Here is a 26,656-nt window from a genome sequence, read left to right on the forward strand (position 1 = left end):
TAACGCCGATCAAGGCGGACAACGCCGGCGGCTGGTGTTGCATCACGCCCCCTGTCGCCGGCCGCACGGAATACGCACGCATTCCATGCGGTAGTGGCCGCCCGCCTGCACCTTGCGGCTCGGCGGCCGTGCCGGCGTCTTGAACCGGCGACGGAGAGCGTCTGATCATGTCGGGGAGCGGGGTCTTGCGGCACGGAGCCCATTTCGCACGAAGGAAATGGAAAACTCCGCCGCACACAGGATGCAGCGCCCCACCGAACGGTGGTGTCATAACGAAAACGCGGCTTTTCCACAAGCGGAAACGGCCGGGCGAAAGGGAAAAGGAGCCGGTCAGCGCCGCGCGAAGGTGAGATACATCGGCGGCCGCCCCTCGCGCAGGGCCTTGGCCTCGTAGCGCGTGCCGGGCCAGCCCGCCCAGGGCCGGCGCCAGTCGTCCGCCCGCTCGGCCTGCCAGGCGAAGAGGCCGCTGCGGTCGATCCGCGCCAGCGCCCAGGCGGCATAGTCGTCGATGTCGGTGGCGAAGCGCAGCTCGGCGCCCGGCCGCATGACGCGCGCGAGCGCGGCGAGGGTTTCCTCGCCGATGAAGCGGCGCTTGCGGTGGCGGCGCTTCGGCCAGGGGTCGGGATAGAGCACGAAGACGCGGCCGATCGCCGCTTCCGGCAGGCGCGGCAGGACGAGAGCCGCATCGTCGTCCCAGACGCGCAGGTTGGCGATGGCGTGCTCCTCGACGCCGGCGAGGAGCTTCGCCATGCCGTTGACGAAGGGCTCGCAGCCGATGAAGCCGATGTCCGGGTTCTCGCGGGCGCGGGCGAGAAGGTGCTCCCCGCCGCCGAAGCCGATCTCGAGCCAGACCTCACGGACCGGATGCGGGAACAGGTCCGCGGGGGCGAGCGGCTCCGTGCCCGCCGGCAGACGCAGGCGCGGCAGCACCTCCGCCATCAGGCGGGCGTGGTTGTCGCGCAGCCTGTGGCCCTTGCGGCGCCCGTAGAAGGCGCCGCCCCTGTCCTGCTCCGCGATCACGCGTGCCGTCCGGATACCTGCCTCAGCCGAGCGCGGCGCGGATGGCGCCGGCGAGATCGGTGCGCTCCCAGGAGAAGCCGCCGTCCGCCTCGGGGGCGCGGCCGAAATGGCCGTAGGCCGAGGTGCGGGCGTAGATCGGCCGGTTGAGGCCGAGGTGCTCGCGGATGCCGCGCGGCGACAGGTCCATCACGTCCATCAGCACGCGCTCGAGCCGCGCCTCCTCGACCTCGCCGGTGCCGTGCAGGTCGACATAGAGCGACAGCGGCTTGGAGACGCCGATGGCGTAGGAGAGCTGGATGGTGCAGCGCTGGGCGAGGCCCGCCGCCACCACGTTCTTGGCGAGGTAGCGCGCGGCATAGGCGGCCGAGCGGTCGACCTTGGTCGGATCCTTGCCCGAGAAGGCGCCGCCGCCGTGGGGGGCCGCACCGCCGTAGGTGTCGACGATGATCTTGCGGCCGGTCAGGCCGCAGTCGCCGTCCGGGCCGCCGATGACGAACTTGCCCGTCGGGTTGACGTGCCAGATGGTCTTGTCGTCGATCCAGCCCGCGGGCAGCGACTTGCGCACATAGGGCTCCACGATCGCGCGGATGTCGTGCGAGGTCAGCTCCTTGCCGGCATGGCTCTCGATGTGCTGCGTCGAGACCACGATCTGGGTGACGCCGACCGGCTTGCCGTCGGCGTAGCGCACCGTCACCTGGCTCTTGGCGTCCGGGCCGAGCAGGCCGGTCTCGCCTGACTTGCGGGCGGCGGTCAGCGTCTTGAGGATCTCGTGGGCGTAGTAGATCGGGGCGGGCATCAGCTCGGGCGTCTCGCGGCAGGCGTAGCCGAACATGATGCCCTGGTCGCCGGCGCCCTCGTCCTTGTTGCCGGAAGCGTCGACGCCCTGCGCGATGTGCGCCGACTGGGCGTGCAGGTGCACCTCGACCTTGGCGGTCTCCCAGTGGAAGCCTTCCTGCTCGTAGCCGATGTCCTTGATGGCGAGGCGGGCGAGGTGGGCGATGTAGTCGTTCGTGATGTCGGACGGGCCGCGCACCTCGCCGGCGATGACGACGCGGTTGGTGGTCGCCAGCGTCTCGCAGGCGACGCGCGCCTCCGGCATGGCGCCGAGATAGGCGTCGACAATCGTATCCGAGATCCGGTCGCAGACCTTGTCAGGATGGCCTTCCGAAACGGATTCGCTGGTGAAGAGATAGTCCGAACGCGCCACGTTCCCGATCCTTTCGTCACACGCCGAGGCCGCCTGGAGGCGGATTCCCGATCAGGTTGAAACGACCTGATCGGGAATCCGCCTCCGAGCTTTAAGAAAGAGACCGTTTTACAGACCGGATCGCATCGCAGTCCGATCGGAACGGGCTCTGGCCCGAAGGCGAGGTGTTGTGACAGCCCGGACGCACAGGGTCAAGATGGAATGACGGACGGGTTCGATAGAGCGAACGAAACGGACGGCGTCAGGCGTCCTCGCCTTCCGTGTCGGCGAGAGCGACGACGAGGTCGACGATGCGCCGGCGCACCTTCGCGTCCTTGATGCGGATGAAGGCCTTGGTGAGCTGCACGCCCTCGCTGGTCGACAGGAAGTCGGACACATAGCTCGAGGACGGCGCCTCGGCGAAGCCGCCGGCCACCCCGTCGGCCGCCGGCGCGCCGTCGAAGAAGAATTCCACCGGCACGCCAAGCACCTTGGCGATCTGTTGCAGGCGGCTCGCGCCGATGCGGTTCGTGCCCTTCTCGTACTTCTGCACCTGCTGGAAAGTCAGGCCGAGGGATTCGCCAAGCTTTTCCTGGCTCATGCCGACGAACATGCGTCGCATGCGCACACGGCTGCCGACATGTTTGTCGATCGGATTGGGGACTTTCTTGACGCTCGCAGGCGCTGTTCTCATGGTCTTCCCGTCCGTTCGTCGCGGCCCACCCGGCCACGTCGCCGTGCGGTCATCGCGCCGGCGGCTACACTCAAGGTGAAGAACCAGAATACCACATCCCCGAGCCGGGCATAAATCGTCGGTGACAGGGCTTCGGGCAAGGGGGCGTCGAGGACGCCTTCCGTCCCCAGCGGCAGCGAGGCGATGATCCGGCCGTAGCCGTCGACGACCGCCGAGATGCCCGTGTTGGCCGCGCGCACCAGGGGAATGCCCTCCTCGATGCTGCGCAGCCGGGCCTGGGCCATGTGCTGGTAAGGTCCCGGCGTTTCCCCGAACCAGGCGTCGTTCGTGACGTTGAGCAGGACGCCGGGACGCGTACCGTCTTGCGGCAGCACCGCGCCCGGAAAGATCGCCTCGTAGCAGATGAGCGCCGCCACCGGCGGCAGGCCCGGCACCGGCAGGACGGTTCGCTCGCGCCCGGCCTCGAAGCCGCCCGGCGCATGCACGAACTGGCGCAGGCCCAGACGGCGCAGCAGCCCGTCCAGCGGCAGGTATTCGCCGAAGGGGACAAGGTGAACCTTGTCGTAGATGCCGGTGATGCGGCCTTCGTCGTCGACGACCTGGACCGCATTGAAGAAGCGCAGGCTCGTCTCGCCGGGGAGCGGCTCCATCGCCCGCGCCGCGCCCGTGACGAGCACGGCCCCGGGCGGCAGGAGCGCCGCGATGGCGCCGAGGGCATCCGGGTCGCGCGCCAGAAGGAACGGAAAGGCGCTCTCCGGCCAGACGAGATGGGTGACGCCGTCCATGCCCCGAGCCGCGCCGGCCGGCGTGACGCCGGCACCCTGCGCGGCGGGCCCGTTGTCGCTGAGAGCAAGATAGCGGTTGAGGATCGCCTCCCGGTTGTCGGGCCGGAACTTGGCATCCTGCGGCAGGTTGGGCTGCATGATGCGCAGCGCGACGCCCGGCACCGTCGGCGAGGGCGCCGTGGGCACGCGCCACAGCCCATAGCCGGCCATCGCGGCCAGGATGACGAGGCCGGCGACGCTCGGCCCCGCACGGCGCCAGCGCCCGCCGTCGTCGGCGAGGGTCGCCGGTGCCGCGAGAATCGCCGCCGCGAGCACGGTCAGGCCGTAGAGCCCGACGAGGGACGCCACCTGCGCCAGGTGCTGCTGCTGGCCGAGGGCCATGCCGAGGCTGTTCCAGGGAAAGCCCGTGAGGATGTGGCCGCGCAGCCATTCGGCAACGGCAAGGCCCGCGGCGAAGGCGAGGATGCGGGCCGGGCCGGGGGACCAGATGAGCCGTGCGAGGCCGAAGCCGAGGGCATAGAAGAAGGCGAGCCCCGCGGGCAGGCCGAGGACGCCGAGCGGCAACGCCCAGGCGAACTCGTCCGCCTCCACCAGGAAGGCGGCGCCGAGCCACCACAGGCCGGCGAGAAAATAGCCGAAGCCGAACCACCAGCCGATCGCCGCGGCCGCCAGCACCGTGCGCGTCGGCGTGCGCCCGCCCGCCCCGTCGATGAGCCAGACGGCGAGCGGCAGGCTAATGAAAAGGATGGGCCACAGCCCGAAGGGCGGCATGGCGAGGGCGGCGAGCGCCCCTGCCGCGAAGGCCGTGAGGCGCCGTCGCCAGCCCCAGGACAGGACGACGCCGCGCGCGAAGCCGGCGAGCGTCAAGCGGCGGCCCCCGGCTTCTGATCCTCCAGCGCGTCCCGCGCCGGAGCCACGGTGCCTTCCGTCACGGGCGTGGGCGCTTCGGCCCCCCCGCCCTCGGCCCTGCGGCCGGCGCGGCGCACCGGGGCCGGCTCGGTCCTGACCTTGTGGATGCGGATCTTCTTCAGGCGGCGCGGGTCGGCATCGAGCACCTCGAACTCGAGGCCCTCGGGCCCCGGCACCAGCTCGCCGCGCACCGGCACGCGGCCGGCGAGGGTGACGATGAGGCCGCCCAGCGTGTCGACCTCCTCGGCGATATCCGCCTCGGCGAGCTCGACGCCGAGGGCTTCCGAGACGTCCTCGAGGCTGGCGCGTGCATCGATGATCCAGCGCTCATCGCCGTCGGCGACGATCTGCGAGGCCTCCTCGTCGTCGTGCTCGTCCTCGATGTCGCCCACGATCATCTCGACGATGTCCTCCATCGAGACGAGGCCGTCGGTGCCGCCGTATTCGTCGATGACGAGGGCCATGTGCGTGCGCGTGGTCTGCATCTTCACGAGCAGGTCCATGGCCGGCATGGACGGCGGCACGAAGAGCACCGGGCGCAGGATGCTGGCCCGCGAGAGCGGGGCCTCGAGGTCGACGCCGAGCCGCATGGCCTGGGCCTGCACCTCCACCGGCGCATCGCCGCGGCCGCGCCCGACGTTGCGGCGCAGGCGCTCGCGCCCGGCCGTCTCGGCCCGCGCTGCGATGTAGTCGACGAAATCGCGGATGTGCACCATGCCGAGCGGCTCGTCGAGATTCTCGCCATAGACGGGAATGCGCGAATGGCCGGCCGTGCGGAAGAGGTGCAGCACGCTCGCGAGGGTGGCGGAAGCCTGGACGGCGACGATGTCGGCGCGCGGCACCATCACGTCGTTGACGCGCAGCTCGCGCAGCGACAGGACGTTCTTGAGCAGGGAACGCTCGATCGGCGTGAATTCTCCGCCGGGCAAATTTGTGTCGAGCGCATCCGCGAGATCCTCGCGGATCGAGGGGCCGGCCTTCAGCCTGAGGCCCGTGAGCAGCCGCTCTATCCAGCTTTCGTGCTCTCCATCCCGCCCGTGTGGGGCGGGCCTCGCTTCCTCGCTCGAACTTCGATCCTCGCTCATCGTCCTTCTTGGCTCCAGGAGCATGATCGCCAAGGGCCGCGGCCCGTTCGGAGGCGCTTCATGCACTAACAACGACTTGGGGGCGGGATGATCCCGCCACCCTTCACTCGCCCAAGGCCGCACCGGCGTAAGGATCGGCGATGCCGAGCCCCGCCAGGATGCGGATCTCGAGACCTTCCATCTCCTCGGCCTCGACGTCCGTCTCGTGATCATAACCGAGAAGATGCAGCATCCCATGCACGACGAGATGGGAGAGGTGGTCGGCCAGGGCCTTGCCCTCCTCGTCCGCCTCCCGCCGCGTGGTCTCGAAGGCGATGATGACATCGCCGATATGGGGTGCCGAGGCCAGTTGTTGAGGAGGGCATGCGGGGAAGGACAACACGTTTGTCGCCTTGTCCTTGCCGCGCCAGCGGGCGTTGAGCGCGCGCACCGCCTCGTCGTCCGCAAGGACGATGCTCACCTCGGCGCCCGGCGCGAAGGCGCGCCCGCCGGCATCGAGGGCCGCCTGCGCCGCGCGCGCGACGAGCGCATCCGCGCCGGCCAGTTCGTCCCAGCCCTCGCTCTCGACGGCGATGTCGATATTGGCGCCCCTCACGCTCAGATCCCCCGGCCGACCTCGTCATAGGCCTTGACGATGCGCCGCACGAGCTCATGCCGCACCACGTCCGCCTCCTTGAAGGTGATGCGGCCGATGCCCTCGACGCCGTCGAGGATGCGCACCGCCTCGACGAGGCCCGACACCTGCCCGGGCGGCAGGTCGATCTGCGAGGGATCGCCCGTGACGATCATGCGCGAGCCTTCGCCGAGCCGGGTCAGGAACATCTTCATCTGCATGGACGTGCAGTTCTGCGCCTCGTCGAGCAGGATCGCGGCATTGGTGAGCGTGCGCCCGCGCATGAAGGCGAGCGGCGCGATCTCGATGACGCCGGTGGACAGGCCGCGCTCGACGTGGCGCGCCTCCATGAAGTCGTAGAGCGCGTCGTAGACCGGCCTGAGATACGGGTCGACCTTCTCGCGCATGTCGCCGGGCAGGAAGCCGAGGCGCTCGCCCGCCTCCACCGCCGGGCGCGACAGGACGAGCCGCTCGACGACGCCCTGCTCGAGCAGCGAGACGGCATGGCCCACGGCGAGCCAGGTCTTGCCGGTGCCGGCCGGGCCCTCGGCGAAGACGAGCTCGCAGCGGCGCAGGAGGCGCAGATAGGCGTCCTGCGCCGCGTTGCGCGCCCTGACGGCGCCGCGCTTGCGCGTCGCGATCTGCTCGAAGGTCGAGCGCTGCTGCGCCTCGTCCGCCGGCGGGAAGAGCGAGCCTTGGCGGGCGCTCTCGGCAATGGCGCCATCGACGTCGCCGATGGAGACGATCTCGCCGGCGCGCGCCCGCTCGTAGAGGCTCTGCAGCACGCGGCGCGCCTGCTCGGCCGCCTCGCTCGTGCCGCGGATGACGATGTGGTTGCCGTTGGCGTTGGCGAGCACGCCGAGACGCCGCTCGAGATGGGCGAGGTTCTGGTCGTACTGGCCGGCGACGACGCTGGCGAGCCGGTTGTCTTCGAAGGCGATCTTGATCTCCGGGGCATCGCGGGCTCCGCCATAGGCCTGCGATCTGTCCTTCACCTGACGCTGCGGCAGACCATCGTCTGGCTTCAAGCTCGTTCTCCTCGCGTCCTAGGCTGCGCTCGCCCTCTCTTCGGGCGGGCCGGCAGCGAGCCGGCCGAACAGGCTGTTGGGGGCCGTCCCGACGATCTCGACCGGGACGATGTCGCCGACGGTGAGGCCCTCGGCCTCGAGCTGCACCGCCTGCAGATAGGGCGATTTGCCGGCGAGCTGGCCGGCATGGCGCCCGGGCCGCTCGATGAGGACATCGACCGTGCGCCCGACGGTCGCCGCGTTGAACGCGCGCCGGTCCTCGTCGAGGGCGGCCTGCAGGCGCGCGAGCCGCTCGGCCTTGACGGGCTCGGGCACCTGCCCCTCCATCTCCGCCGCCGGCGTGCCGGGGCGCGGGCTGTACTTGAAGGAATAGGCGCTGGCGAAGCCGATGTCGGCGACGAGGCGCATGGTGGCCTCAAAATCGGCATCGCTCTCGCCGGGAAAGCCCACGATGAAATCGGACGACAACGCGATGTCGGGACGGGCCTTGCGCACCGCGTCGATGATGCGCCGGTATTCGTCGCCGGTATGGCGGCGGTTCATGGCGGCGAGGATGCCGTCCGAGCCCGCCTGCACCGGCAGGTGGAGATAGGGCATCAGCGCCGGCAGGTCGCGATGGGCGGCGATCAGCGTCTCGTCCATGTCGCGCGGATGGCTCGTGGTGTAGCGCAGGCGCGCGACGCCAGGCACCTCGGCCAGGCGCTCGAGCAGCATGCCGAGCGTCCAGTCGCGCCCGTCCGGCCCCTCGCCGTGATAGGCGTTGACGTTCTGGCCGATGATGGTGATCTCGCGCACGCCCGCCCCGGCGAGCCGCTCGGCCTCGGCGAGGATCTTGGCGACGGGGCGGGAGACCTCGGCGCCGCGCGTATAGGGCACGACGCAGAAGGTACAGAACTTGTCGCAGCCCTCCTGCACGGTGAGGAAGGCCGAGACGCCGCGGGCACGGATCTTCTCCCGCGCCGGGGCCGGCAGGTGGTCGAACTTGTCCTCGGCCGGGAATTCCGTGTCGACGACGCCGGGACGCGCGCTCGCCTCGGCGAGGAGCTCGGGCAGGCGGTGGTAGCTCTGCGGCCCGACCACGAGGTCGACGACCGGCGCGCGGCGCACGATCTCTCCGCCCTCGGCCTGGGCCACGCAGCCGGCGACGACGACCTGCGTCCCGCGCCCTTCGGTGGCGCGTTCCTTCTTCATCTCGCGCAGGCGGCCGAGCTCCGAATAGACCTTTTCGGCGGCCTTCTCGCGGATGTGGCAGGTGTTGAGGATGACGAGGTCGGCGTCCTCCGCCGTTCCGGCCTCCACATAGCCCTTGGCTGCCAGCGCGTCCGCCATGCGCTCCGCATCGTAGACGTTCATCTGACAGCCGTAGGATTTGACGAAAACCTTCTTCACTGCCTGCCTGCCACCCGCTTTCGACTCAACGCTCCGGGCCGACCTGCCCGTCCCTCCTGTTTAAGGCTTCTCGCCTCCGGAGAGAATAGGCAAGGCAAGACGGCGGATGAATGACGTGGCCGGCGGCCTCAGGGGCCGCTCGCCCGCGCCGCCCGCGCGGCCGCGCGCACCACGTCCTCGGCCGCCTTCGTCGCCTCCTTGCGGTCGCTGCCGCCGTTGAAGGCGATGGGCTCGCCCCAGGTGATGCGCACGTCGAACGGCGCTCCCGAGATGACCGCGGCGAGGTGCGGCGCAAGCTCCATGTCCCCGTGCCAGGCGATGTCGGGCCGCTCGTTGCGGCCGAGCGGCAGGCCGTGGCGGCCGACATAGGTGATGGCGAGGGGCCGCAGCACGATCTCGGACGCGGGCGCCTCGGCATCGGCCACCGCATCGCGCGCGGCCCCCACGAGGGCGGAGCGGAAGGGCAGGATGCGCAGGCCGTCCCCTGTGGTGCCCTCCGCAAAGAGCACCATGGCGTCGCCCCGGCGCAGCCTGTGCGCCACCTCGACATTGGTTGCCGCCGTCGCCTTGCGGCGCGTGCGGTCGATGAAGACCGTGCGCTGCAGCCGGGCGAGCAGGCCGACGACCGGCCAGCCGTTCACCTCGGCCTTGGCGATGAAGGAGAGCGGCGTCAGCGTCGAGATGACGGGAATATCGAGCCACGAGACGTGGTTGGCGAGGATGAGGGCCGCCTCGCGGCCGTTCGGCGGCCTGCCCTCCACCTTGATGCGGATGCCGAGCACGCGGCAGATGAAGCGGTGGTAGACGAGGGGGATGAGGCGCGCCGCCCGGCTGTCGAGCCTGACCGCGAGCGCCTGCAGCGGGATACCGACGAGCGTCGCCGGCACGATGAGCGACAGGCGCAGAATGCCCCGCAGCGACAGCATGGCTCGTTCAGTCCGCCTTGTCCTCGAGCGGCACGGCATAGAGCTCGAGCCGGTGGTGCACCAGGCGGTAGCCGAGGCGCCGGGCGATCTCGGCCTGGAGCCGCTCGATCTCCTCGGAGTGGAATTCGATGACGTCGCCGGTATTCATGTCGATGAGGTGGTCGTGGTGCTCCTTCGGGGCGCGCTCGTAGCGCGCGCGGCCGTCGCCGAACTGGTGTCGCTCGATGATGCCCTTGTCTTCGAAGAGCTTGACGGTGCGGTAGACGGTAGACAGCGAGATGCGCTCGTCGACGGCCGCCGCGCGCCGGTGCAGCTCGACGACATCGGGATGGTCGTCGGCATCGCCGAGCACCTTGGCGATGACGCGGCGCGGGCCGGTCATGCGCATCCCGCGGGCGACGCAGGCGCGTTCGATGGCGTTGCCTTGCAGTCTGCGCTTCACCCCCGCCAAGCGGCCCGCCTCCCTTTCCTCATCATCCCGCTCTTATAGGAAGCCGGATGACGCGCGTCCATGCCGGCCGGAAGCGCGGCTCACGACAGGTCGCGCGCCATGACGAGGGCGGTCGCCGTGCTGCCGTCGGCCTTGCGATAATAGCCGTTACGCCGGCCGACCTCCTCGAAGCCGAAGCGCCGGTAGAGCGCCAGGGCCGGGGCATTCTCGGCCTCGACCTCGAGGAAGATGCGCCGGGCGCCGCGTCCGGCGAGCGAGCCGAGGTGATGGGCGAGGAGGTGGCGGGCGAGCCCCCGGCCCCGCCGCGCCTCGGCGACGGCGATGGTCAGGATCTCCGCCTCGTCGGCGGCGATGCGCGACAGGGCAAAGCCGTCGAGGGCCCGGCCATCCGCCGCAAGGACGCCCTCCGCCACGTTGGTGCCTGCGGCGATGAGCCGCTCGAACTCACTCGCCTCCCAGCCGCGGGCGAAGGAGGCGGCGTGGATGGCCGCGACCGCCGCCGCGTCGGCAGGCGACAGCGGCCTGACGGAGGCTGCGGGAAGATTGGATGAAGCGCGGCCCAGCCAGCGGTCGAGAATCATGGCGCGCCGATTATCACCGATGGCTCAGCGCCGGGGAATGCGCATGTGTTCCTGCGGCTTGGCGTCGGGGGCGCGCAGGTAGACGGGCTTGGGCAGCGCCGTCGCCGGGTCGGCCGCCATGCCGAGCCGCGCCACCCAGGCGATGTGCGGCGCGATCTCGGCATCGGCGATCTTGGCGTCGACGCCGAGATTGCGCAGCTCGTGGCCGAGGATCGCCGCGCCGGAGCCGGCGATGGTCATGGGGCCCGAGCCGATGACGCGGGCGGCATCGCGCACCGAGACGTGGCGGGCCGGCACGATGGTGCGCCCGCCGGCCGCGATGCACTGGAAGTAGAGATGGCCGTGGCGCGCATCGATGGCCGCGGCATTGAGGCGGTTGCCGCCGGCCGCGACGAGCGGCGCGAGGAAGGCCGACAAGGTGGTGACGCCGACGACCGGCACGCCGGCGGCAAGGCCGATGGCCCGGGCCGCCGAGATGCCGACGCGCAGGCCCGTGAAGCTGCCGGGACCCACGGTGACCGCGACGCGGTCGAGCGTTTCGAAGCCGCCCGGCACGGCCGCCATGACGCGCTCGACGAGCGGCAGCAGCGCCTCGGCGTGGCCGCGCGCGAGCACCATGGTCTCTTCCGCAAGAACCGTGCTGCCGTCGAGAACGCAGGCGGAACAGGCGCCGAGCGCCGTGTCGATGCCGAGAACGCGCAAACTGAAGTCTCCCTCGCTGGCACGTCCTCTAGATCGCCGCGCGCGACGCTGGCAACCGTTTTTCGCGTTCCGCCGGGCCTGGCCCCAAGCCCTCAGACGGCCTCAACCTCGCGCACGTCGGGCAGGAAGTGCTGCAGGAGATTCTGGATGCCGTGCTTGAGCGTCGCCGTCGAGGAGGGGCAGCCGGAGCAGGAGCCCTTCATGGCGAGATAGACCACGCCGTCGCGATAGCCGCGGAAGGTGATGTCGCCGCCGTCGCCGGCCACCGCCGGGCGCACGCGCGTGTCGAGCAGCTCCTTGATGGTCTCCACGGTCGCGGCATCTTCCTCGGCGAAGAACTCGTCCGCATCGTCCATGTCGACGCCGGCATCCTCGCGCAGGAGCGGCGCGCCCGACATGAAATGCTCCATGATGGCGCCGAGGATGGCGGGCTTCAGGTGCTGCCACTCGCCGCCCGTCTTGGTCACGGTGATGAAGTCGTAGCCGAAGAAGACGGCAGCCACGCCGTCGATGGCGAACAGCCGCTCGGCCAGCGGCGAGCGCGAGGCGTCCTCGCCCGAGCGCAGGTCGAGCGTGCCCTCGGGCAGAACGGTGCGCCCGGGCAGGAACTTGAGGGTCGCCGGGTTCGGGGTGGCTTCGGTCTGGATGAACATTCGGGTCTCTCCTCACGCGACCGGGTCAAGAACCGGCGGTGAAAATGCTGCGGCTGTCGGCTCATTCCTTAGAACGATTCCAACAGACAATACACCCTTCAATGTGGCGGTTCTTTTGTCCGGCGCAAGGTTCGGCGCGGGTCGCTCAGGCGAGCGCGTCGATTTCCTCGTCGGTGAGATGGCCCGGCACGATGGCGACGGGGATGGGGAAGCTCGCCGCCGCCTTGCCCGCCATCATCGAGACGAGCGGCCCTGGCCCTTCGGAGCCGGTGCCGGCGGCGAGGACGAGAAGGGCGATGTCCTCGTCCTCCTCGATATGCCGGACGATCTCCTCGGACTTGTTGCCGACGAGCACCACGCGCTCGGGCTCGAGGCCGGCGATGTCGCGCACGCGAGCGCTCGCCGTATCGAGAAACTCGTTCGCCTCCTCCACCGCCTCGGCCTGCATGAGCTCGCCGACGCCGAGCCAGTGCTGGTATTCTCCCGGCGGGACGATGCTGAGCAGTGTCACCGAGACGCCGGTGCGCGCCGCCCGGCGGGCGGCGAAATAGATGGCCCGGTCGCACTCGGGCGTGTCGTCCACCACCACCAGGAACTTGGCGCGATGGCCCGCTTCATAGGATCGCCGCCGCTTGCCGGTCATCGATCACCGCCTTCGTGTCCGCCGCTGTCGCCCCGATGCTGCCAAGCGGCGCGGCGCGGATCAACTGTTACGCGCGGAACGAATGAAGCCGACGATGTCATAGACGGCGTCGAGCGTCTCGCGCGCGATGACGCGCGCCCGCTCCGCCCCCCTGCCGAGCACGGCGTCGATATGGCCGGGATCCGCGACGAGGCGCTTCATCTCGGCACCGATGGGGCCCATCTTCTCCACGGCGAGATCGACCAGCGCACCCTTGAAGGAGGAGAACTGGGCGCCGCCGAACTCGTGCAGCACCTGCGACTTCTCCACACCCTTGAGGGCGGCGAAGATGCCGACGAGATTCGCCGCCTCGGGCCGGCTCTCGAGGCCGGCCTCCTCGCTCGGCAGCGGCTCGGGATCGGTCTTGGCCTTGCGGATCTTCTGGGCGATGGCGTCGGCATCGTCGGTCAGGTTGATGCGCGAATAGTCGGACGGGTCCGACTTCGACATCTTCTTGGAGCCGTCGCGCAGCGACATGATGCGCATGGCCGGGCCCTGGATCAGCGGCTCGGTCAGCGGGAAGAACATGTCGCCATGGCCGTTCTCCGCGATAGCGGCGGCATAGTCGTTGTTGAACTTCTGCGCGACGTCGCGCGTCAGCTCGAGATGCTGCTTCTGGTCCTCGCCGACGGGCACGTGCGTCGCGCGATAGGCGAGGATGTCGGCGGCCATCAGGGTCGGATAGGCATAGAGCCCGACGGAGGCGTTCTCGCGGTCCTTGCCGGCCTTCTCCTTGAACTGCGTCATGCGGTTGAGCCAGCCGATGCGGGCGATGCAGTTGAAGATCCAGGCGAGCTCGGCATGCTCTGCCACCTGGCTCTGGTTGAAGACGATGTGCCGCTCGGCATCGATGCCCGCCGCGAGGAAGGCCGCCGTGACCTCGCGGATCTGCCGGCGCAGCTCGCCGGGATCCTGCGGCACGGTGATGGCGTGCATGTCCACGACGCAATAGATGCAGTCGTACGTCTCCTGCAGCGGCACGAAGCGCGAGATGGCGCCGAGATAATTGCCGAGATGGAGGTTGCCCGTCGGCTGTACCCCGGAAAACACCCGTTCCTTGAAAACCGCCATTGCCTGCTCCCCTGACACGAGGCGCGGCCTTATCGCAATGCCGGGCGCTTCGCGCAAGATGCGGCGCGCTCAATGGCGCAGGAGCCGGCGCGGGTCGACCCGCAGGGCGAGGCACAGGGCGCCGTAGATCGCGAGGCCGGCGAGGCAGATGGCGGCGAGGAGGGCAAGGCTAAGGATTCCATTGCCCGTCGGCGTCAGGTTGTCGGCACCCGATGCGGCGAGGCCGGCCACCGCCGCGGCCATGACGGCACTCGCCAGCCCGAGGCGCAAGATGCGGCCGGCATCGAGCGCCATCGCGGCCCGCCGTACGGCAGGGGAGAGAAGGAGCAGGGCCGCATTTACCGCAAGCCCGGCGGACATCGCGAGCGCGACGCCGGTGGCGCCGGGCAGGCCTTTCAGGGCCACGCCTGCCAGAAGGGTGGCGGCGACACCGCCGAGCGTCGCCATGACCGGCACGCGCATGTCGCCCTCGGCAAAGGCCGCCTGCATGAAGACGCGCGCCAGTGCCGCCGCCGGCAGGCCGACGGCGAGCGCCCGCAAGGCATCGGCGGTCATGGTCGCATCATGCGCGGAGAACGCGCCACGAACGAACAGCACCGCCGCCATCGGCTCGGCGAGCACGAGGAAGGCGGCGGCAGCCGGCAGGGACAGGGCGAGCGCCGCCTCGCCGGCACGGGCGGCCACGGCACGGCGCGCATCTGCACCGGCCGCCCGGGCGGCGATCTCCGGCAGGACGACCATGCCGGCCGCGAGCGACACGAAGGAGAGCGGCAGCTGGAACAGCCGCTCGGCATAGTAGAACCAGGACACGGCCGAGGGTATGGCCGAGGCGAGCTGCGTCGCCGCCACGGCCATGAGCTGCGGCGCGGCATTGGCCACGAGGGCCGGGCCGCTCAGGGCGAAGAGCCGCCGCATGTCGGGGCTCCAGCGCGGCCGGGCAAGACCCGGCCATACCCCGCGACAGGCCCCCATCACGGCGACGAGCTGCAGAAGCCCCGAGAGGCCGACGCCGAGCGCAAGCCAGGTCGCCGCCCGCGCCTCGTCGAGCGCAAGACCGGACAGGACGGCCAGCAAGACGAGGAGCACGACATTGGCCGCGAGCGCGATCGCGGCGACGGCGGAAAAGCGCCGCTCAGCCGACAGGAGCGCCGTCAGCAGCGCCGCGATGAGCGAAAAGCCGATGAAGGGGGCGGCAAGCCGCAAGTAGGACGCGGCAAGCGGCAGGCGCTCGTCCCCGCCGGCATAGCCCGCCGCCAGCGTCAGGACGACGAGCGGGGAGAAAAGCGCGACGAGCGCGACGAGCACCAGACCGAGAAGGGCCGTCGCGGCGATCGATTCGGCCGCGAAACGTCTGCCGGCCGCCGGGCCCCGCTCCGCGCCGATGCGCAGGAGGAGGGGCACGAAGGCGCCGTTCAGCCCGCCGTCGGCGAGGACGCGGCGCACGAGATTGGGCAGGCGGAAGGCGACGAGGAAGGCATCGGCCACCGGGCCGGCGCCGATGACGGCGGCGATGGCGACGTCGCGAACGAAGCCGAGGATGCGCGAGCCGGCCGCGCCGAGCCCGACGAGAAGCCCCGCGCGGGGCAGCGGGGAGGCCGTTTCGGCCGCAGGCGCGCTCACCGCCGCTGCCCGCGACAAATCGATTCGGCGCCGGACCGATCAGAGGATGAAGCGGCTGAGGTCGGCATTCTGGGCGAGTTCCCCGACCTCGCGTCGCACGTAGTCGCCGTCGACCGTCACCGTCTCGCCGCCGCGATCGGGCGCCGTGAACGAGATTTCGTCGAGCACCCGCTCGATGACCGTCTGCAGCCGGCGGGCGCCGATGTTCTCGACGGTGCGGTTGACCTCGACGGCGATATGGGCGAGCGCGTCGATGGCGTCGTCGGTGAAGGCGAGCGTCACGCCCTCCGTCGCCATCATGGCGACCGCCTGCTTGACGAGGCTCGCCTCCGTCTCCGTCAGGATGCGGCGGAAGTCCGCCTCGTCGAGCGACGACAGTTCGACGCGGATGGGCAGGCGGCCCTGCAGCTCCGGCAGCAGGTCCGAAGGCTTCGCCACGTGGAAGGCGCCGGAGGCGATGAAGAGGATGTGGTCGGTCTTCACCGCCCCGTGCTTGGTCGAGACCGTGGTGCCCTCGATGAGCGGCAGGAGGTCGCGCTGCACGCCCTCGCGCGAGACGTCGGCCCCGCCGCGGCCCTCGCGGGCGCAGATCTTGTCGATCTCGTCGAGGAAGACGATGCCGTTGTTCTCGACCTCGCGGATGGCCTCCTGCACGATCTGGTCCTGGTCGATGAGCTTGTCGCTCTCCTCCGCCACCAGCGGCTCGTAGGCGTCGCGCACGCTCATGCGGCGCGGCTTGGCGCGGGTGCCGAAGCCCTTGCCGAAGATGTCGCCGAGCGAGATGGCGCCGACGGAGGCGCCGGGCATGCCGGGCAATTCGAACATGGGCAGCCCGCTCGCCTGCGTCTGCAGCTCGACCTCGACCTCCTTGTCGTCGAGCTCGCCGGCCCTGAGCTTGCGGCGGAAGGAATCGCGCGTCGCCTGGCTCGCGGTGGCGCCGACGAGCGCATCGAGCACCCGCTCCTCGGCGGCGAGCTGGGCCTTCGCCTCCACATCCTTGCGCCGCGCCTCCTTGACGAGGGAGATGCCAACCTCGAGGAGGTCGCGCACGATCTGCTCGACGTCGCGGCCGACATAGCCGACCTCGGTGAACTTCGTCGCCTCGACCTTGAGGAAAGGCGCATTGGCGAGCCGCGCGAGACGGCGCGATATCTCAGTCTTGCCGCAGCCGGTCGGGCCGATCATGAGGATGTTCTTGGGCAGGACCTCCTCGCGCAGCGGCCCCTCGAGCTGCTGGCGGCGCCAACGGTTGCGCAGCGCAATGGCGACGGCGCGCTTAGCCTCCTTCTGCCCGACGATGTAGCGGTCGAGCTCGGAAACGATCTCGCGGGGGGAGAAGTTGGTCATTGCTGTCCTCGTTGCGCCGCGCCGTCGCGCGCCATCAGAAGCACGCGGCCGAAGGGCGTATCTCTTTCCTCGAGCGGCCGGAAGCCGGCCTTTTCATAGGCCCGGATGGCCCGGGCGTTCGATGGATTCGGATCCGTCACGATCCGTGGCACGCCTGCCCTCTCCAGCATCTCGCAGAAGCGGCGGATGAAGGCCGTGCCGTGGCCGAGGCCGACCATGTCGGCCTCGCCGATGAACTGGTCGATGCCGCGCGCGCCCGCCGGCTGGTCGGCATAGGGGTGGTCGGGCTCGGCGTGCACCACGTAGCTCTGCAGGAAGCCGATCGGCCGCCCGGCATGGGCGACGATGAAGGCCTCCATGGCCGGGTCGGCCAGATCGGACCGGATGCCTTCGAGCTCGCTCTCGACCTCGCCCCACCAGGCCGCGACATGCGGCGTCGCGATCCAGCGTCCGAGGAGGCCGAGATCCGCCTCCGTCACCGGCTCAAAGGAGTAGGGGGACGCGGACATGCCTCAGGCGTTCTCCAGGGTCTCGATGACGAGGTTGCCGTTGGTGTAGACGCAGATGTCCGCGGCGATGGCGAGCGAGCGGCGCACGATGTCCTCGGCATCGTGGGTGCTGTCGGCGAGCGCCCGTGCCGCCGCGAGCGCATAATTGCCGCCGGAGCCGATCGCCATGATGGAGGTGCCGTGGATCGCCTCCGGCTCCAGCACGTCGCCGGTGCCCGAGAGAAGGAGGCCGATGTTCTTGTCGGCCACCAGCATCATCGCCTCGAGGCGGCGCAGGTAGCGGTCGGTGCGCCAGTCCTTGGCGAGCTCGACGCAGGCGCGCATGAGCTGGCCGGGGAACTGGTCGAGCTTGGCCTCCAGCCGCTCGAACAGCGTGAAGGCGTCTGCCGTCGCGCCGGCGAAGCCGCCGATGACCGCGCCCTTGGCGAGGCGGCGCACCTTGCGGGCGTTGCCCTTGATCACCGTCTGGCCGAGGCTCACCTGGCCGTCGCCGCCGATCACGGTGCGCCCGTCCTTGCGGACCATGAGGATGGTCGTCGCGTGAAACTGCCCGTCCGCCGCTGTCTGCATCAAGCTCACCATTCCCTCGCACCGGTATCCGACCTGCCGGCGACCGGTCGATCATCCTGCAACATCGCCTTCATGTAGGCGTTTTTCGCCCGTCGGCCAACGCCGCCCGCAACAGAAGGGCCGGGTGACGGGCGGGCGCGACGAAGCGCAGGGTGGCGCCGGGCGGCGTCGCTTGCTAGAAGGCGTGCGCCGCGACAGCGGCTCTGACGGAGATGAGAACCCATGCGCACCGCCAGCGTGTCACGCCGCACGAGCGAGACGGACGTTTCGGTGAAGCTTGCCCTCGACGGCGCGGGCAAGGCCGAGATAGCGACCGGGGTCGGCTTTCTCGACCACATGCTCGATCTCCTGGCCCGCCATGCGCTCTTCGACCTCACCGTCTCCGTCACCGGCGACACGCATATCGACGACCATCACACGGTCGAGGACAGCGCCATCGCGCTGGGCCAGGCCTTCGCGCAGGCCCTCGGCGACAAGCGCGGCATCGCGCGCTATGCCGACGTCCACCTGCCCATGGACGAGACGCTGACGCGCGTCGCGCTCGACATCTCGGGCCGGCCCTTCCTGGTCTTCCGCACCGCCTTCGCGCGCGACAAGATCGGCACCTTCGACACGGAGCTGGTGCGCGAGTGGTTCCAGGCCTTCGCCATGAATGCCGGCATCACGCTGCACGTCGAGACCTTGTACGGCGACAACCAGCACCATATTGCGGAGAGCTGCTTCAAGGGCCTCGCCCGCGCGCTGCGCCGCGCCGTGGCCCTCGATCCGCGCGAGGAGGGCCGCGTGCCCTCGACCAAGGGATCCCTGTAGAGGACGCCATGGCGGTCTATACGCTGCACCTGCCGGCGGGCGCGCAACCGGGCGATGCCCGCGCGCTCGACGAAGCCGTCATCGTCAAGGACGGCATCGCCTGGTGGGCGCTGATCTTCCCGCTCGTCTGGTTTCTCTGGAACCGCCTGTGGCTCGGCGCGCTCGCGGCCCTCGGGGCGTCCGTGCTGGTGGCCGCCGCCGGACGGGTCTTCAACCTGACGCAGGGGGCGACGACGCTGCTCGGCATCCTCTTTGCCGTGCTCCTCGCGCTCGAGGCCAATGCCTTCCGGCGCCGGGCGCTGGAACGGCGCGGCCTCGCCGCCGTCGACGCGGTCGTCGCCGACGATCTCGAAAGCGCCGAGGTGCGCGCCTTCGCCCGCTGGCTGTCACGGGAAGCGCCGGCGCCGGCCCCGCGCGGCCCCATCGCCGCGCCCGCCATGCCGGCCCAGGCGCGCGAGGCGCCGGTCATCGGCCTCTTCCCTGAAACGGAGCGCCGGCCATGAGCGCAGCGCCGACCATCGCCATCATCGACTACGGCTCCGGCAACCTGCATTCGGCGCACAAGGCCTTCGAGCGCGCGGCCCGCGAGGCCGGCAGCGACGCGCGCGTGAGCGTCACCAGCGACCCCGACGCGGTGCGCCGGGCCGAGCGCATCGTGCTGCCGGGCGTCGGCGCCTTCGCCGACTGCCGCCGCGGGCTCAATGCGGTGCCGGGCATGGTGGAGGCGCTCGAGGAGACGGTGCGCGGCCGCGGCCGGCCCTTCCTCGGCATCTGCGTCGGCATGCAGCTTCTCGCCACGCGCGGCCTCGAATACGAGACGACGCCGGGCCTCGACTGGATCGGCGGCGATGTCGCGGCCATCGCGCCGGCCGACACCACGCTCAAGATCCCGCACATGGGCTGGAACACGCTCGAGGTGCGGCGCGCCCATCCGCTCGTCGCCGGGATCCCGACGGGGACGGACGGCTGGCACGCCTATTTCGTGCATTCCTACGCGCTCACGCCGGCGGATGCCGACGATCTCGTCGCAGTGACCGACTACGGCGGGCCGGTGACGGCGGCCGTCGCCAGCGACAATATCGCCGGCACGCAGTTTCACCCGGAGAAGAGCCAGAAGCTCGGTCTCGCCCTCATCAAGAACTTCATCGGTTGGCGCCCGTGAACAAGTCGTACTGCAGATCAGAAGCCCTTTTTACTACCTGCCTCGTCGGCTGGTGAAAGCGGAGCTTGGGACTGTTAAGCAGCGACGGACTGTGTTCTTCGAGCTCTCTCCGCGCCTTATCGAGGCTACTTGGATGCACCTGACCCGCGAACACTTCATAAAGACGACGAGGATCGACGTCGTAGGCAGCGCAGATCTCCCTTATCTTGCGGCCTTTAACACGCTCGATCCAAAAATTTACTGCTACGGATTCGGACACAGCCATTCGCTCCCTCCTCGAGGGCACGTATCGAATGGCGCCTTGACCACACAGCTGCAGTTTGATTCACTGCAGGGGCAGATGAACTGCGTTCCGCGGCGCCAAACCGCTGCGGATTCGAAAAGCCGGGTCTGGCAACCCGGCTTTTCTTATGGCCTATCTTCATGATCGATAGGGCAACGAGTCGAGTCAAGGCTCGCCGTCCACAGGACGGCATCGCCATCGACGCCTAATGCACTGTAATATAATGCAGTTTTTGGCCTCGTCCACAGGGTGCGACTTATCTACATTTATCAACATGATCGCGGCGCTGTAAAAATGATCCTGTTTCCCGCTATCGATCTCAAGGAAGGCCGGTGCGTGCGCCTCGTCCAGGGCGACATGGACAAGGCCACCGTGTTCAACGACGACCCCGCCGACCAGGCGGCGCGCTTCGCGGAGCAGGGCTTCGAATGGCTGCACGTGGTCGACCTCGACGGGGCCTTCGCCGGCCGGCCGATGAACGCCGCCGCGGTCGACGCCATCCTCGCCCGCATCGCGCTGCCGGTGCAGCTCGGCGGCGGCATCCGTGACCTGCGCACCGTCGAGGGCTGGCTCGAGAAGGGCGTCCGCCGCGTCATCATCGGCACCGCGGCCGTGCGCGATCCCGATTTCGTGCGCGAGGCGGCGCGGCGCCATCCGGGCGGCGTCGCCGTCGGCATCGACGCGCGCGACGGGCGCGTCGCGGTGGAAGGCTGGGCCCAGACCTCGGAAATGACGGCGGAGGACCTCGGCCGCCGCTTCGAGGACGCGGGCGTCACCGCCATCATCTATACCGACATCGCCCGCGACGGCATTCTCATGGGCCTCAACATCGAGGCGACGCTGCGCCTCGCCGAGGCGGTGTCGATCCCCGTGATCGCCTCGGGCGGGCTCGCCTCGATCGAGGACGTGCAGCGGCTGCTGCAGCCCGACTGCCAGAAGATCGCCGGCGCCATCAGCGGCCGGGCGCTCTACGACGGGCGCCTCGACCCGGCGGAGGCCATGGCGCTCATCCGCGCCAGCCGCGGGGCCGCCTGATGCTCAAGATCCGCGTCATCCCCTGCCTCGACGTCAAGGACGGCCGCGTCGTCAAGGGCGTGAAGTTCCTCGACCTGCGCGATGCCGGCGATCCCGTCGAATGCGCCATCGCCTATGACGCGGCCGGCGCGGACGAACTGTGCTTCCTCGACATCACCGCGAGCCACGAGGACCGCGGCATCCTGCTCGACGTCGTGCAGCGCACGGCGGAGGCCTGCTTCATGCCGCTCACCGTCGGCGGCGGCGTGCGCACGGTGGACGATATCCGGGCGCTCCTGCTCGCCGGCGCCGACAAGGTGTCGATCAACACGGCGGCGGTGAAGAATCGCGATTTCGTGAAGGAAGCGGCCGAGAAGTTCGGCGACCAGTGCATCGTCGTCGCCATCGACGCCAAGGCCGTCGGGCCGGGCCGGTGGGAGATCTTCACCCACGGCGGCCGCAATGCGACAGGCATCGACGCCATCGCCTTTGCGCGCGAGGTGGTCTCGCTCGGTGCCGGCGAGTTGCTCGTCACCTCCATGGACAAGGACGGCACGCGCTCCGGCTATGACCTTGCGCTGATGCGCGCCATTGCCGATGCGGTCTCCGTGCCCGTCATCGCCTCGGGCGGCGTCGGCACGCTCGACGACCTCGTGGCCGGCGTGCGCGAGGGCCATGCGAGCGCGGTGCTCGCGGCCTCGATCTTCCATTTCGGCCAGCACAGCGTCGGCGAGGCCAAGCGCCACATGGCTGCGGCCGGCCTGCCCATGCGCCTCGACACCTGAGCCGGAGGCCTGCCAATGAGCGGCACTTTCTCGAGCGGCACTTTTTCTCTCGACGACCTCGCACGGATCGTGGCCGAGCGCGCCAAGGCGAGCCCGGATGAATCCTATACCGCCAGGCTCGTCGCGGACGGTCAGGGGCGGGCGGCCAAGAAGTTCGGCGAGGAGGCCGTCGAGGCGGTGATCGCCGCCGTCGAGGGCGACAAAAAGCAGCTCGTCGCGGAAGCGGCCGACGTGCTCTATCATCTGATGGTCGTACTTCATGCCGGCGGCGTGCCGTTGCAGGATGTCATGCAGGAGCTGGCGCGCCGCACCGCACAATCGGGCCTTGCGGAGAAAGCGTCCCGGCAGAAGTAGGAACGGCCGGCCCCGCCGGACGGGAGACGCATATGGACAAGCCCGTGCCTGGCCTTGTGCCGCTGGAAGACAACATCTCGCCCTACCGCACCTTCTCGCGCGAGGAATGGGCGAAGCTGCGCGCCGACACGCCGCTGACGCTCACCGCCGAGGAGGTGGTGCGCCTGCAGTCGCTGAACGATCCGATCTCGCTCGCCGAAGTCGCCGCCATCTATCTGCCGCTGTCGCGCCTGCTCTCGCTCTATGTGGCTGCAACACAAGGGCTTTTCCGCGCGACCCAGCGCTTTCTCCTCGCCGAGGAGGACGGCAAGGTGCCCTATATCATCGGCATCGCCGGCTCGGTGGCCGCGGGCAAGTCGACGACCGCACGCGTGCTGAAGGCGCTTCTGGCGCGCTGGCCGAACACGCCGAAGGTCGACCTCGTGACGACGGACGGCTTCCTCCTGCCGAATGCCGAGCTCACGCGCCTCAACCTCATGGAGCGCAAGGGCTTTCCCGAGAGCTACGACACGCAGGCGCTGCTGCATTTTCTGGCCGACATCAAGGCCGGCAAGCGCAACGTCTCCGCGCCCGTCTATTCGCACCTCGTCTATGACGTCGTGCCCGGCGAGACGGTGACGGTCGACCGGCCGGACATCCTCATCGTCGAGGGGCTCAACGTGCTGCAGCCCGCCCGCATGCCGCGCGACGGCAAGGCCATTCCCTTCGTGTCCGACTATTTCGACTTCTCGATCTATGTCGATGCGGAGGAGGCGCTGCTGCACAACTGGTACGTGCGGCGCTTCATGCGCCTGCGCGAGACGGCCTTCCGCGACCCGAAATCCTATTTCCGCAAATATGCCGACGTAACCGAGGACGAGGCGCTCGCCACCGCCGAGCGGCTGTGGTCGCGCATCAACCTCGTCAACCTGCGCGAAAACATCGTGCCGACGCGCCAGCGTTCCAGCCTCATCCTGCGCAAGGGCGAGGACCACCGCATCGAGGAAGTGGCGCTGCGACGGCTGTGAGCGCCGGGCGAATAGCGCCCGGCTGACGGTGTTTCACGTGAATCATGCCGATGCCCGGCGCGCTTTCTGCCGTCACGGCCGGCTCGTCCCGGCCGTGCACGCTTCTTGTCAAAGGCGGGGATGCCCGCGTCGAGCGCGGGCATGACGGCCGGCCCTCTATTGGGCCTCACTCCACCGGCAGGCCGTTGTCGATCGCCATGTCCCTGAGGCTCTTCTGCGGGCGGGCACCGAGGTGCTGGATGACCTCGGCCGCGGCGAGGGCGCCGAGGCGGGCACAGGTGCGGTGGTCGTAGTGGCGGGCGAGGCCGAAGAGAAAGCCCGCGGCGAAGAGATCGCCCGCACCGGTGGTATCGACGAGCCTGTCGATGGGGAAGGCCGGCACCGCCGCGGTCTCCTCCCGCTCGACGACGAGGCAGCCCCTTTCCGAGCGGGTGACGACGCCGAGCGCGCCCTCGCGGCGGAAGGCGGCGACGGCCGTGTCGAAATCCGCCGTCTGATAGAGGCTCTTCAGTTCGTGCTCATTGGCGAAGACGATGTCGACCTTGCCGTCGCGCACCAGCGCCAGGAACTCGTCCCGGTAGCGGTCGACGCAGAAGGAATCGGACAGCGTGATGGCGACGCGGCCACCCGCGCCATGGGCGATGTCGGCCGCCTTGACGAAGGCCTCCTTGGCCGCCGGCGGATCCCAGAGATAGCCTTCCAGATAGACGATGCCGGAGGCTTCCACCGTATCGCGGTCGATATCGGCCGGGGTGAGGTTCTGGCAGGCGCCGAGATAGGTGTTCATGGTGCGCTCGCCGTCCGGCGTCACCAGGATCATGCTGCGCGCCGTCGCCGGGCCGTCGGCCGCGGGCGCCGTCGGGAAGTGGATGCCGAGCGCGCGGATGTCGTGCGTGAAGCGCCCGCCGAGCTCGTCCGTCCGGACCTTGCCGATGAAGGCACCGCGCCCCCCGAAGGAGGCGAGCCCCGCCACCGTGTTCGCCGCGCAGCCGCCCGAGATCACCACGGCCGGGCCCATGGCCTCGTACAGGGCTTCCGCCCGCGGCTCGTCGATCAGGATCATCGCGCCCTTGTGCACGTCCTGGCTGACGAGGAAGGCCTCGTCGGTATGGGCGATGATGTCGACGATGGCATTGCCGATGCCGAGCACGTCGTAGCGATGATGGGACATGGGAGCCTTTCGGGAAGAACCGGGAACCGGCTCCGCTTTGCCCGCTCCTCCGCGGGCGGTCAAGCGCCGGGGCCGGACCTGCGCCTGCGGGCCGCATCGAGGACAGCGTCGAGGGCGCCGATCTCGTCCTCGCTCAAGTGGGCGATCTCGCCGGCGAGGCGGTTGGCAAGGGCGGTCGCCCGCGGCGACAGGCCGGCCGTGTCGATGACCGAGCGCGGCGCCGAGAGCTCGGCGAGCCGCTGCAATTCGTCCGCCTCGTCCCAGATCACGTTGAAATACTGGATGATGGCCTGCAGCAGCGGCCAGCTCGGCCGGCCCCGCTTGCCGTGCTCGAGGGCCGAGAGATAGGCGCTGGAGACGCCGAGCGCCTCGGCCATGTCCTTCAACGTCAGCCCGCGCTCGGCCCGCATCGCCCGCACGCGCTCGCCGAAGGGCGTCACAGCGCGCCTCCCGCGCCCTTGCGGCGGCGCAGGCGCACGTAGAGGGCGCCGGCGCCCCCGTGGGTGCGGCCGGCCTCCTCGAAGCCGAGCACGACGACGCGCAGATCGGGCAGCGACAGCCATTGCGGCACCAGGCGCCGCAGCACGCCGCGCTCGCCGCCGAAAAGGTCGGCGGAATGAGCCTCGGTACCGCCCTTGCCGGTGACGACGATGACGAGCTGGCTGCCGCGCGCTTGTTCCCGCAGCAAGAAGGCCCGCAAGGCGGCGTGCGCCTCGCTCTGGCGCAGGCCGTGCAGGTCGATCTTGGCATCGACGGCGCGCGTGCCGCGGTTGAGCGCCTGGCGCAGGCGCCGCTCCAGCGGTGCGAGCGGCAGGGTTTTCGTCTTGAGGCCACGGCCCGTGGTCCCGGTGTCGGCGGTGCGCAGGGCCATCGTCGCCGTCGCCGCCTCCTCGGGCGGTGCAGGTGGCGCCTTCGGCGCCTCCGGCTGCGGCAGGGCGCGGCCGGGCAGGGGCTTCACGTCCCTCAGAACATGGCGCCACAGGGTCAGCTCGGCCTCGTCCAGCTCGCGCCGGCGCCGACGGCTCATGGCTTGCGCTCCCGGCCGGCGGGCGGGCTTCCCTTCGGCAGCAGCACGACGAAGGCGGAGGGCGCGTGGCGGACGATGCCGGAGGCTTCGCCGGCTGCGGGTCCGCTGCCGAAGAAGATATCGGCCCGGGCCGGGCCGCGGATGGCGGTGCCGGTGTCCTGCGCGATGAAGAGGCGGCGCAGCGGACGCAGGGCCTCGCTGCCGGGCTCGGGCAATTCCGCCTCCACCCAGACGGGCAGGCCGTAGGGCCAGAGCGCGCGGTCGATGGCGAGGCTGCGGCCTGGAATGAGCTGGGTCATGCCGGCGCCGAGCGGCCCCTCGGCCGGATCGAGCTCGTCCGCCCGGCGGAAGAAGATGTAGGACCGGTTCTCGCGCATCAGACGCCGGCCGGCCTCGGGATTGGCCCTAAGCCAGGCGATGAGGGCCGGGGCCGTCATCTGTTCAGGCGGAATACCGGTCTCGGCGACGACGAGCTTGCCGAGCGACGCATAGGGATGACCGTTGCGGCCGGCATAGGCGACGCGCACGACATCCCCTGCGCTCGGCCCGATGCGCACCCGCGCCGATCCCTGGACATGGACGAAGAAGGCGTCGATCCAGTCGAGATAGACGAGCGGGCGCGCCTGCGCCCCGAGCGCCCCGTCCTCGATGGCGGCACGGTCATGGTAGGGAGCGAGCCCGTCCGGCGTCCGGCGTGCGGCCGTGAAGCCGGCGAGATGGGCCGGGACGTCACCGTCGCCAAGTGGCACGACATCGTCCGGCAGGGCGAGGAGGGGCGTCGTGAAGCGGGCCGACGGTTTCAGCGAACCCTGCACCTCCGGCTCGAAATAGCCGGTGAGAAAGCCGTCTCCGGTCGGGGGCACGACGCGGTAAGGCACGAAATGGGCCTCGAAAAAGGCCCGCGCCTCGGCATCGCCGGCCTCCAGCGGCAGGCGCTGCGCCGCGGCACAGGCCGGGGCCAGGCCATCGGGCGGAAAGCCGGTGGCGCGCCGGGCGGCGGCGGTATCGGCCATGACGTCGCAGGAGCGGCGGAAGGCGGCGAGCGTCTTCGCCTGCGCGTCGGTCCGCCAGCCGGTCAGGTCGGCATAGCTGCGCTCGACAAGACGCGCGCCGGCAAGCACGTTCGGCTCTGCAGCGGCGCCGCACGCCCAGGCTGCGAGCGCGATGAGAACCGGGAGCGATCGCCCGAGGACAACGCCAACACTCTGGGAGGCCGTCTGCG

31 protein-coding genes are annotated in these 26,656 nt (G+C 70.0%); 7 read left to right on the forward strand and 24 right to left on the reverse strand.

Annotated elements, in window-relative coordinates:
* Positions 1–330 precede the first annotated feature (330 nt).
* From trmB to hslV, 19 genes are all read right to left on the reverse strand, one after another.
* A complete protein-coding gene (gene trmB, locus GGR16_RS09320; RefSeq protein WP_183316438.1) occupies positions 331–1,020 on the reverse strand; it encodes a class I SAM-dependent methyltransferase in 690 nt (229 codons plus the stop codon).
* Positions 1,021–1,042: 22 nt separating this feature from the next.
* Positions 1,043–2,227 carry a methionine adenosyltransferase gene (gene metK / locus GGR16_RS09325; protein ID WP_183316439.1) on the reverse strand — a complete coding sequence of 395 codons (1,185 nt, stop codon included), beginning with the start codon at positions 2,225–2,227 and terminating at the stop codon, positions 1,043–1,045.
* Positions 2,228–2,468: 241 nt separating this feature from the next.
* Complete coding sequence (locus GGR16_RS09330) at positions 2,469–2,900, reverse strand: helix-turn-helix domain-containing protein (RefSeq protein ID WP_019403616.1); 432 nt, start codon at positions 2,898–2,900, stop codon at positions 2,469–2,471.
* On the reverse strand, positions 2,897–4,552 hold the full coding sequence (gene lnt, locus GGR16_RS09335; protein WP_019403615.1) for an apolipoprotein N-acyltransferase: 1,656 nt from the start codon (positions 4,550–4,552) through the stop codon (positions 2,897–2,899). Before lnt ends, GGR16_RS09330 begins: the two co-directional genes overlap by 4 nt.
* Complete coding sequence (locus tag GGR16_RS09340; protein WP_246372974.1) at positions 4,549–5,679, reverse strand: hemolysin family protein; 1,131 nt, start codon at positions 5,677–5,679, stop codon at positions 4,549–4,551. Before GGR16_RS09340 ends, lnt begins: the two co-directional genes overlap by 4 nt.
* Before the next feature lie 103 nt (positions 5,680–5,782).
* Positions 5,783–6,274: an rRNA maturation RNase YbeY gene (gene ybeY, locus GGR16_RS09345; protein ID WP_183316440.1), complete on the reverse strand. Its 492-nt coding sequence runs from the start codon at positions 6,272–6,274 to the stop codon at positions 5,783–5,785.
* Between the two features lie 2 nt (positions 6,275–6,276).
* Positions 6,277–7,287 carry a PhoH family protein gene (locus GGR16_RS09350; RefSeq protein ID WP_019403612.1) on the reverse strand — a complete coding sequence of 337 codons (1,011 nt, stop codon included), beginning with the start codon at positions 7,285–7,287 and terminating at the stop codon, positions 6,277–6,279.
* Between the two features lie 51 nt (positions 7,288–7,338).
* Positions 7,339–8,709: a tRNA (N6-isopentenyl adenosine(37)-C2)-methylthiotransferase MiaB gene (gene miaB, locus GGR16_RS09355; protein WP_183316441.1), complete on the reverse strand. Its 1,371-nt coding sequence runs from the start codon at positions 8,707–8,709 to the stop codon at positions 7,339–7,341.
* Between the two features lie 128 nt (positions 8,710–8,837).
* Positions 8,838–9,635 (reverse strand): lyso-ornithine lipid O-acyltransferase, encoded by a 798-nt coding sequence (gene olsA, locus GGR16_RS09360; RefSeq protein ID WP_183316442.1) that lies wholly within the window; start codon positions 9,633–9,635, stop codon positions 8,838–8,840.
* 7 nt (positions 9,636–9,642) lie between these two features.
* Positions 9,643–10,017, reverse strand: coding sequence for a Fur family transcriptional regulator (locus GGR16_RS09365; protein WP_245258933.1), 375 nt, complete (start codon positions 10,015–10,017; stop codon positions 9,643–9,645).
* Between the two features lie 149 nt (positions 10,018–10,166).
* On the reverse strand, positions 10,167–10,667 hold the full coding sequence (gene rimI / locus GGR16_RS09370) for a ribosomal protein S18-alanine N-acetyltransferase (RefSeq protein WP_019403608.1): 501 nt from the start codon (positions 10,665–10,667) through the stop codon (positions 10,167–10,169).
* 24 nt (positions 10,668–10,691) lie between these two features.
* A complete protein-coding gene (gene tsaB, locus GGR16_RS09375) occupies positions 10,692–11,369 on the reverse strand; it encodes a tRNA (adenosine(37)-N6)-threonylcarbamoyltransferase complex dimerization subunit type 1 TsaB (RefSeq protein WP_019403607.1) in 678 nt (225 codons plus the stop codon).
* A gap of 92 nt (positions 11,370–11,461) precedes the next feature.
* Positions 11,462–12,022: a NifU family protein gene (locus GGR16_RS09380; RefSeq protein WP_019403606.1), complete on the reverse strand. Its 561-nt coding sequence runs from the start codon at positions 12,020–12,022 to the stop codon at positions 11,462–11,464.
* Between the two features lie 145 nt (positions 12,023–12,167).
* Entirely contained in the window at positions 12,168–12,665 is a 498-nt protein-coding gene (locus GGR16_RS09385) for a universal stress protein (RefSeq protein WP_019403605.1), read from the reverse strand.
* Between the two features lie 60 nt (positions 12,666–12,725).
* Positions 12,726–13,775 (reverse strand): tryptophan--tRNA ligase, encoded by a 1,050-nt coding sequence (trpS, locus tag GGR16_RS09390; protein ID WP_019403604.1) that lies wholly within the window; start codon positions 13,773–13,775, stop codon positions 12,726–12,728.
* A gap of 69 nt (positions 13,776–13,844) precedes the next feature.
* Positions 13,845–15,395 carry a murein biosynthesis integral membrane protein MurJ gene (murJ, locus tag GGR16_RS09395; RefSeq protein WP_183316443.1) on the reverse strand — a complete coding sequence of 517 codons (1,551 nt, stop codon included), beginning with the start codon at positions 15,393–15,395 and terminating at the stop codon, positions 13,845–13,847.
* A 39-nt stretch (positions 15,396–15,434) separates the two neighbouring features.
* The gene (gene hslU, locus GGR16_RS09400; protein WP_019403602.1) at positions 15,435–16,742 is read right to left on the reverse strand and encodes an ATP-dependent protease ATPase subunit HslU; all 1,308 of its coding nucleotides are present in this window, start codon (positions 16,740–16,742) and stop codon (positions 15,435–15,437) included.
* Positions 16,739–17,251, reverse strand: coding sequence for a GNAT family N-acetyltransferase (locus tag GGR16_RS09405; RefSeq protein ID WP_183316444.1), 513 nt, complete (start codon positions 17,249–17,251; stop codon positions 16,739–16,741). Before GGR16_RS09405 ends, hslU begins: the two co-directional genes overlap by 4 nt.
* A gap of 3 nt (positions 17,252–17,254) precedes the next feature.
* Positions 17,255–17,821: an ATP-dependent protease subunit HslV gene (hslV, locus tag GGR16_RS09410; RefSeq protein WP_019403600.1), complete on the reverse strand. Its 567-nt coding sequence runs from the start codon at positions 17,819–17,821 to the stop codon at positions 17,255–17,257.
* Positions 17,822–18,043: 222 nt separating this feature from the next.
* Between hslV and hisB the strand changes: the two genes are divergently transcribed.
* The 3 genes from hisB to hisH are packed head-to-tail and all read left to right on the forward strand — an operon-like array spanning position 18,044 to position 19,793.
* On the forward strand, positions 18,044–18,631 hold the full coding sequence (gene hisB, locus GGR16_RS09415; protein ID WP_019403599.1) for an imidazoleglycerol-phosphate dehydratase HisB: 588 nt from the start codon (positions 18,044–18,046) through the stop codon (positions 18,629–18,631).
* A gap of 8 nt (positions 18,632–18,639) precedes the next feature.
* Entirely contained in the window at positions 18,640–19,134 is a 495-nt protein-coding gene (locus GGR16_RS09420; protein WP_183316445.1) for a DUF2628 domain-containing protein, read from the forward strand.
* On the forward strand, positions 19,131–19,793 hold the full coding sequence (hisH, locus tag GGR16_RS09425; protein ID WP_183316446.1) for an imidazole glycerol phosphate synthase subunit HisH: 663 nt from the start codon (positions 19,131–19,133) through the stop codon (positions 19,791–19,793). The genes GGR16_RS09420 and hisH overlap by 4 nt, the downstream gene beginning before the upstream one ends.
* Here the strand turns inward: hisH and GGR16_RS09430 are convergent.
* Positions 19,774–20,058: a hypothetical protein gene (locus GGR16_RS09430; RefSeq protein ID WP_157672607.1), complete on the reverse strand. Its 285-nt coding sequence runs from the start codon at positions 20,056–20,058 to the stop codon at positions 19,774–19,776. The genes hisH and GGR16_RS09430 overlap by 20 nt on opposite strands.
* A gap of 312 nt (positions 20,059–20,370) precedes the next feature.
* On the opposite strand from GGR16_RS09430, the gene hisA reads away from it, so the two are divergent.
* Genes hisA through coaA form a run of 4 tightly spaced genes read left to right on the forward strand, consistent with a single transcriptional unit; the run spans position 20,371 to position 23,236 of the window.
* Complete coding sequence (gene hisA, locus GGR16_RS09435; protein WP_063186806.1) at positions 20,371–21,111, forward strand: 1-(5-phosphoribosyl)-5-[(5-phosphoribosylamino)methylideneamino]imidazole-4-carboxamide isomerase; 741 nt, start codon at positions 20,371–20,373, stop codon at positions 21,109–21,111.
* A complete protein-coding gene (gene hisF, locus GGR16_RS09440; RefSeq protein ID WP_019402645.1) occupies positions 21,111–21,875 on the forward strand; it encodes an imidazole glycerol phosphate synthase subunit HisF in 765 nt (254 codons plus the stop codon). The genes hisA and hisF overlap by 1 nt, the downstream gene beginning before the upstream one ends.
* 15 nt (positions 21,876–21,890) lie before the next feature.
* The gene (locus GGR16_RS09445; protein ID WP_063186804.1) at positions 21,891–22,229 is read left to right on the forward strand and encodes a phosphoribosyl-ATP diphosphatase; all 339 of its coding nucleotides are present in this window, start codon (positions 21,891–21,893) and stop codon (positions 22,227–22,229) included.
* 32 nt (positions 22,230–22,261) lie between these two features.
* Entirely contained in the window at positions 22,262–23,236 is a 975-nt protein-coding gene (coaA, locus tag GGR16_RS09450) for a type I pantothenate kinase (RefSeq protein WP_183316447.1), read from the forward strand.
* Between the two features lie 166 nt (positions 23,237–23,402).
* Here the strand turns inward: coaA and GGR16_RS09455 are convergent, their stop codons facing one another.
* From GGR16_RS09455 to mltA, 4 genes are read right to left on the reverse strand one after another with little or no spacing between them, the layout of a single operon-like run.
* Entirely contained in the window at positions 23,403–24,407 is a 1,005-nt protein-coding gene (locus GGR16_RS09455) for an adenosine kinase (RefSeq protein ID WP_183316448.1), read from the reverse strand.
* Positions 24,408–24,466: 59 nt separating this feature from the next.
* A complete protein-coding gene (locus GGR16_RS09460; protein WP_019402641.1) occupies positions 24,467–24,847 on the reverse strand; it encodes a helix-turn-helix domain-containing protein in 381 nt (126 codons plus the stop codon).
* Entirely contained in the window at positions 24,844–25,434 is a 591-nt protein-coding gene (locus GGR16_RS09465) for a Smr/MutS family protein (RefSeq protein ID WP_183316449.1), read from the reverse strand. The genes GGR16_RS09460 and GGR16_RS09465 overlap by 4 nt, the downstream gene beginning before the upstream one ends.
* Positions 25,431–26,555: a murein transglycosylase A gene (mltA, locus tag GGR16_RS09470; RefSeq protein ID WP_343059628.1), complete on the reverse strand. Its 1,125-nt coding sequence runs from the start codon at positions 26,553–26,555 to the stop codon at positions 25,431–25,433. Before mltA ends, GGR16_RS09465 begins: the two co-directional genes overlap by 4 nt.
* Positions 26,556–26,656 lie beyond the last annotated feature (101 nt).

This window comes from Chelatococcus caeni, from assembly GCF_014196925.1.
GTDB lineage: Bacteria > Pseudomonadota > Alphaproteobacteria > Rhizobiales > Beijerinckiaceae > Chelatococcus_A > Chelatococcus_A caeni.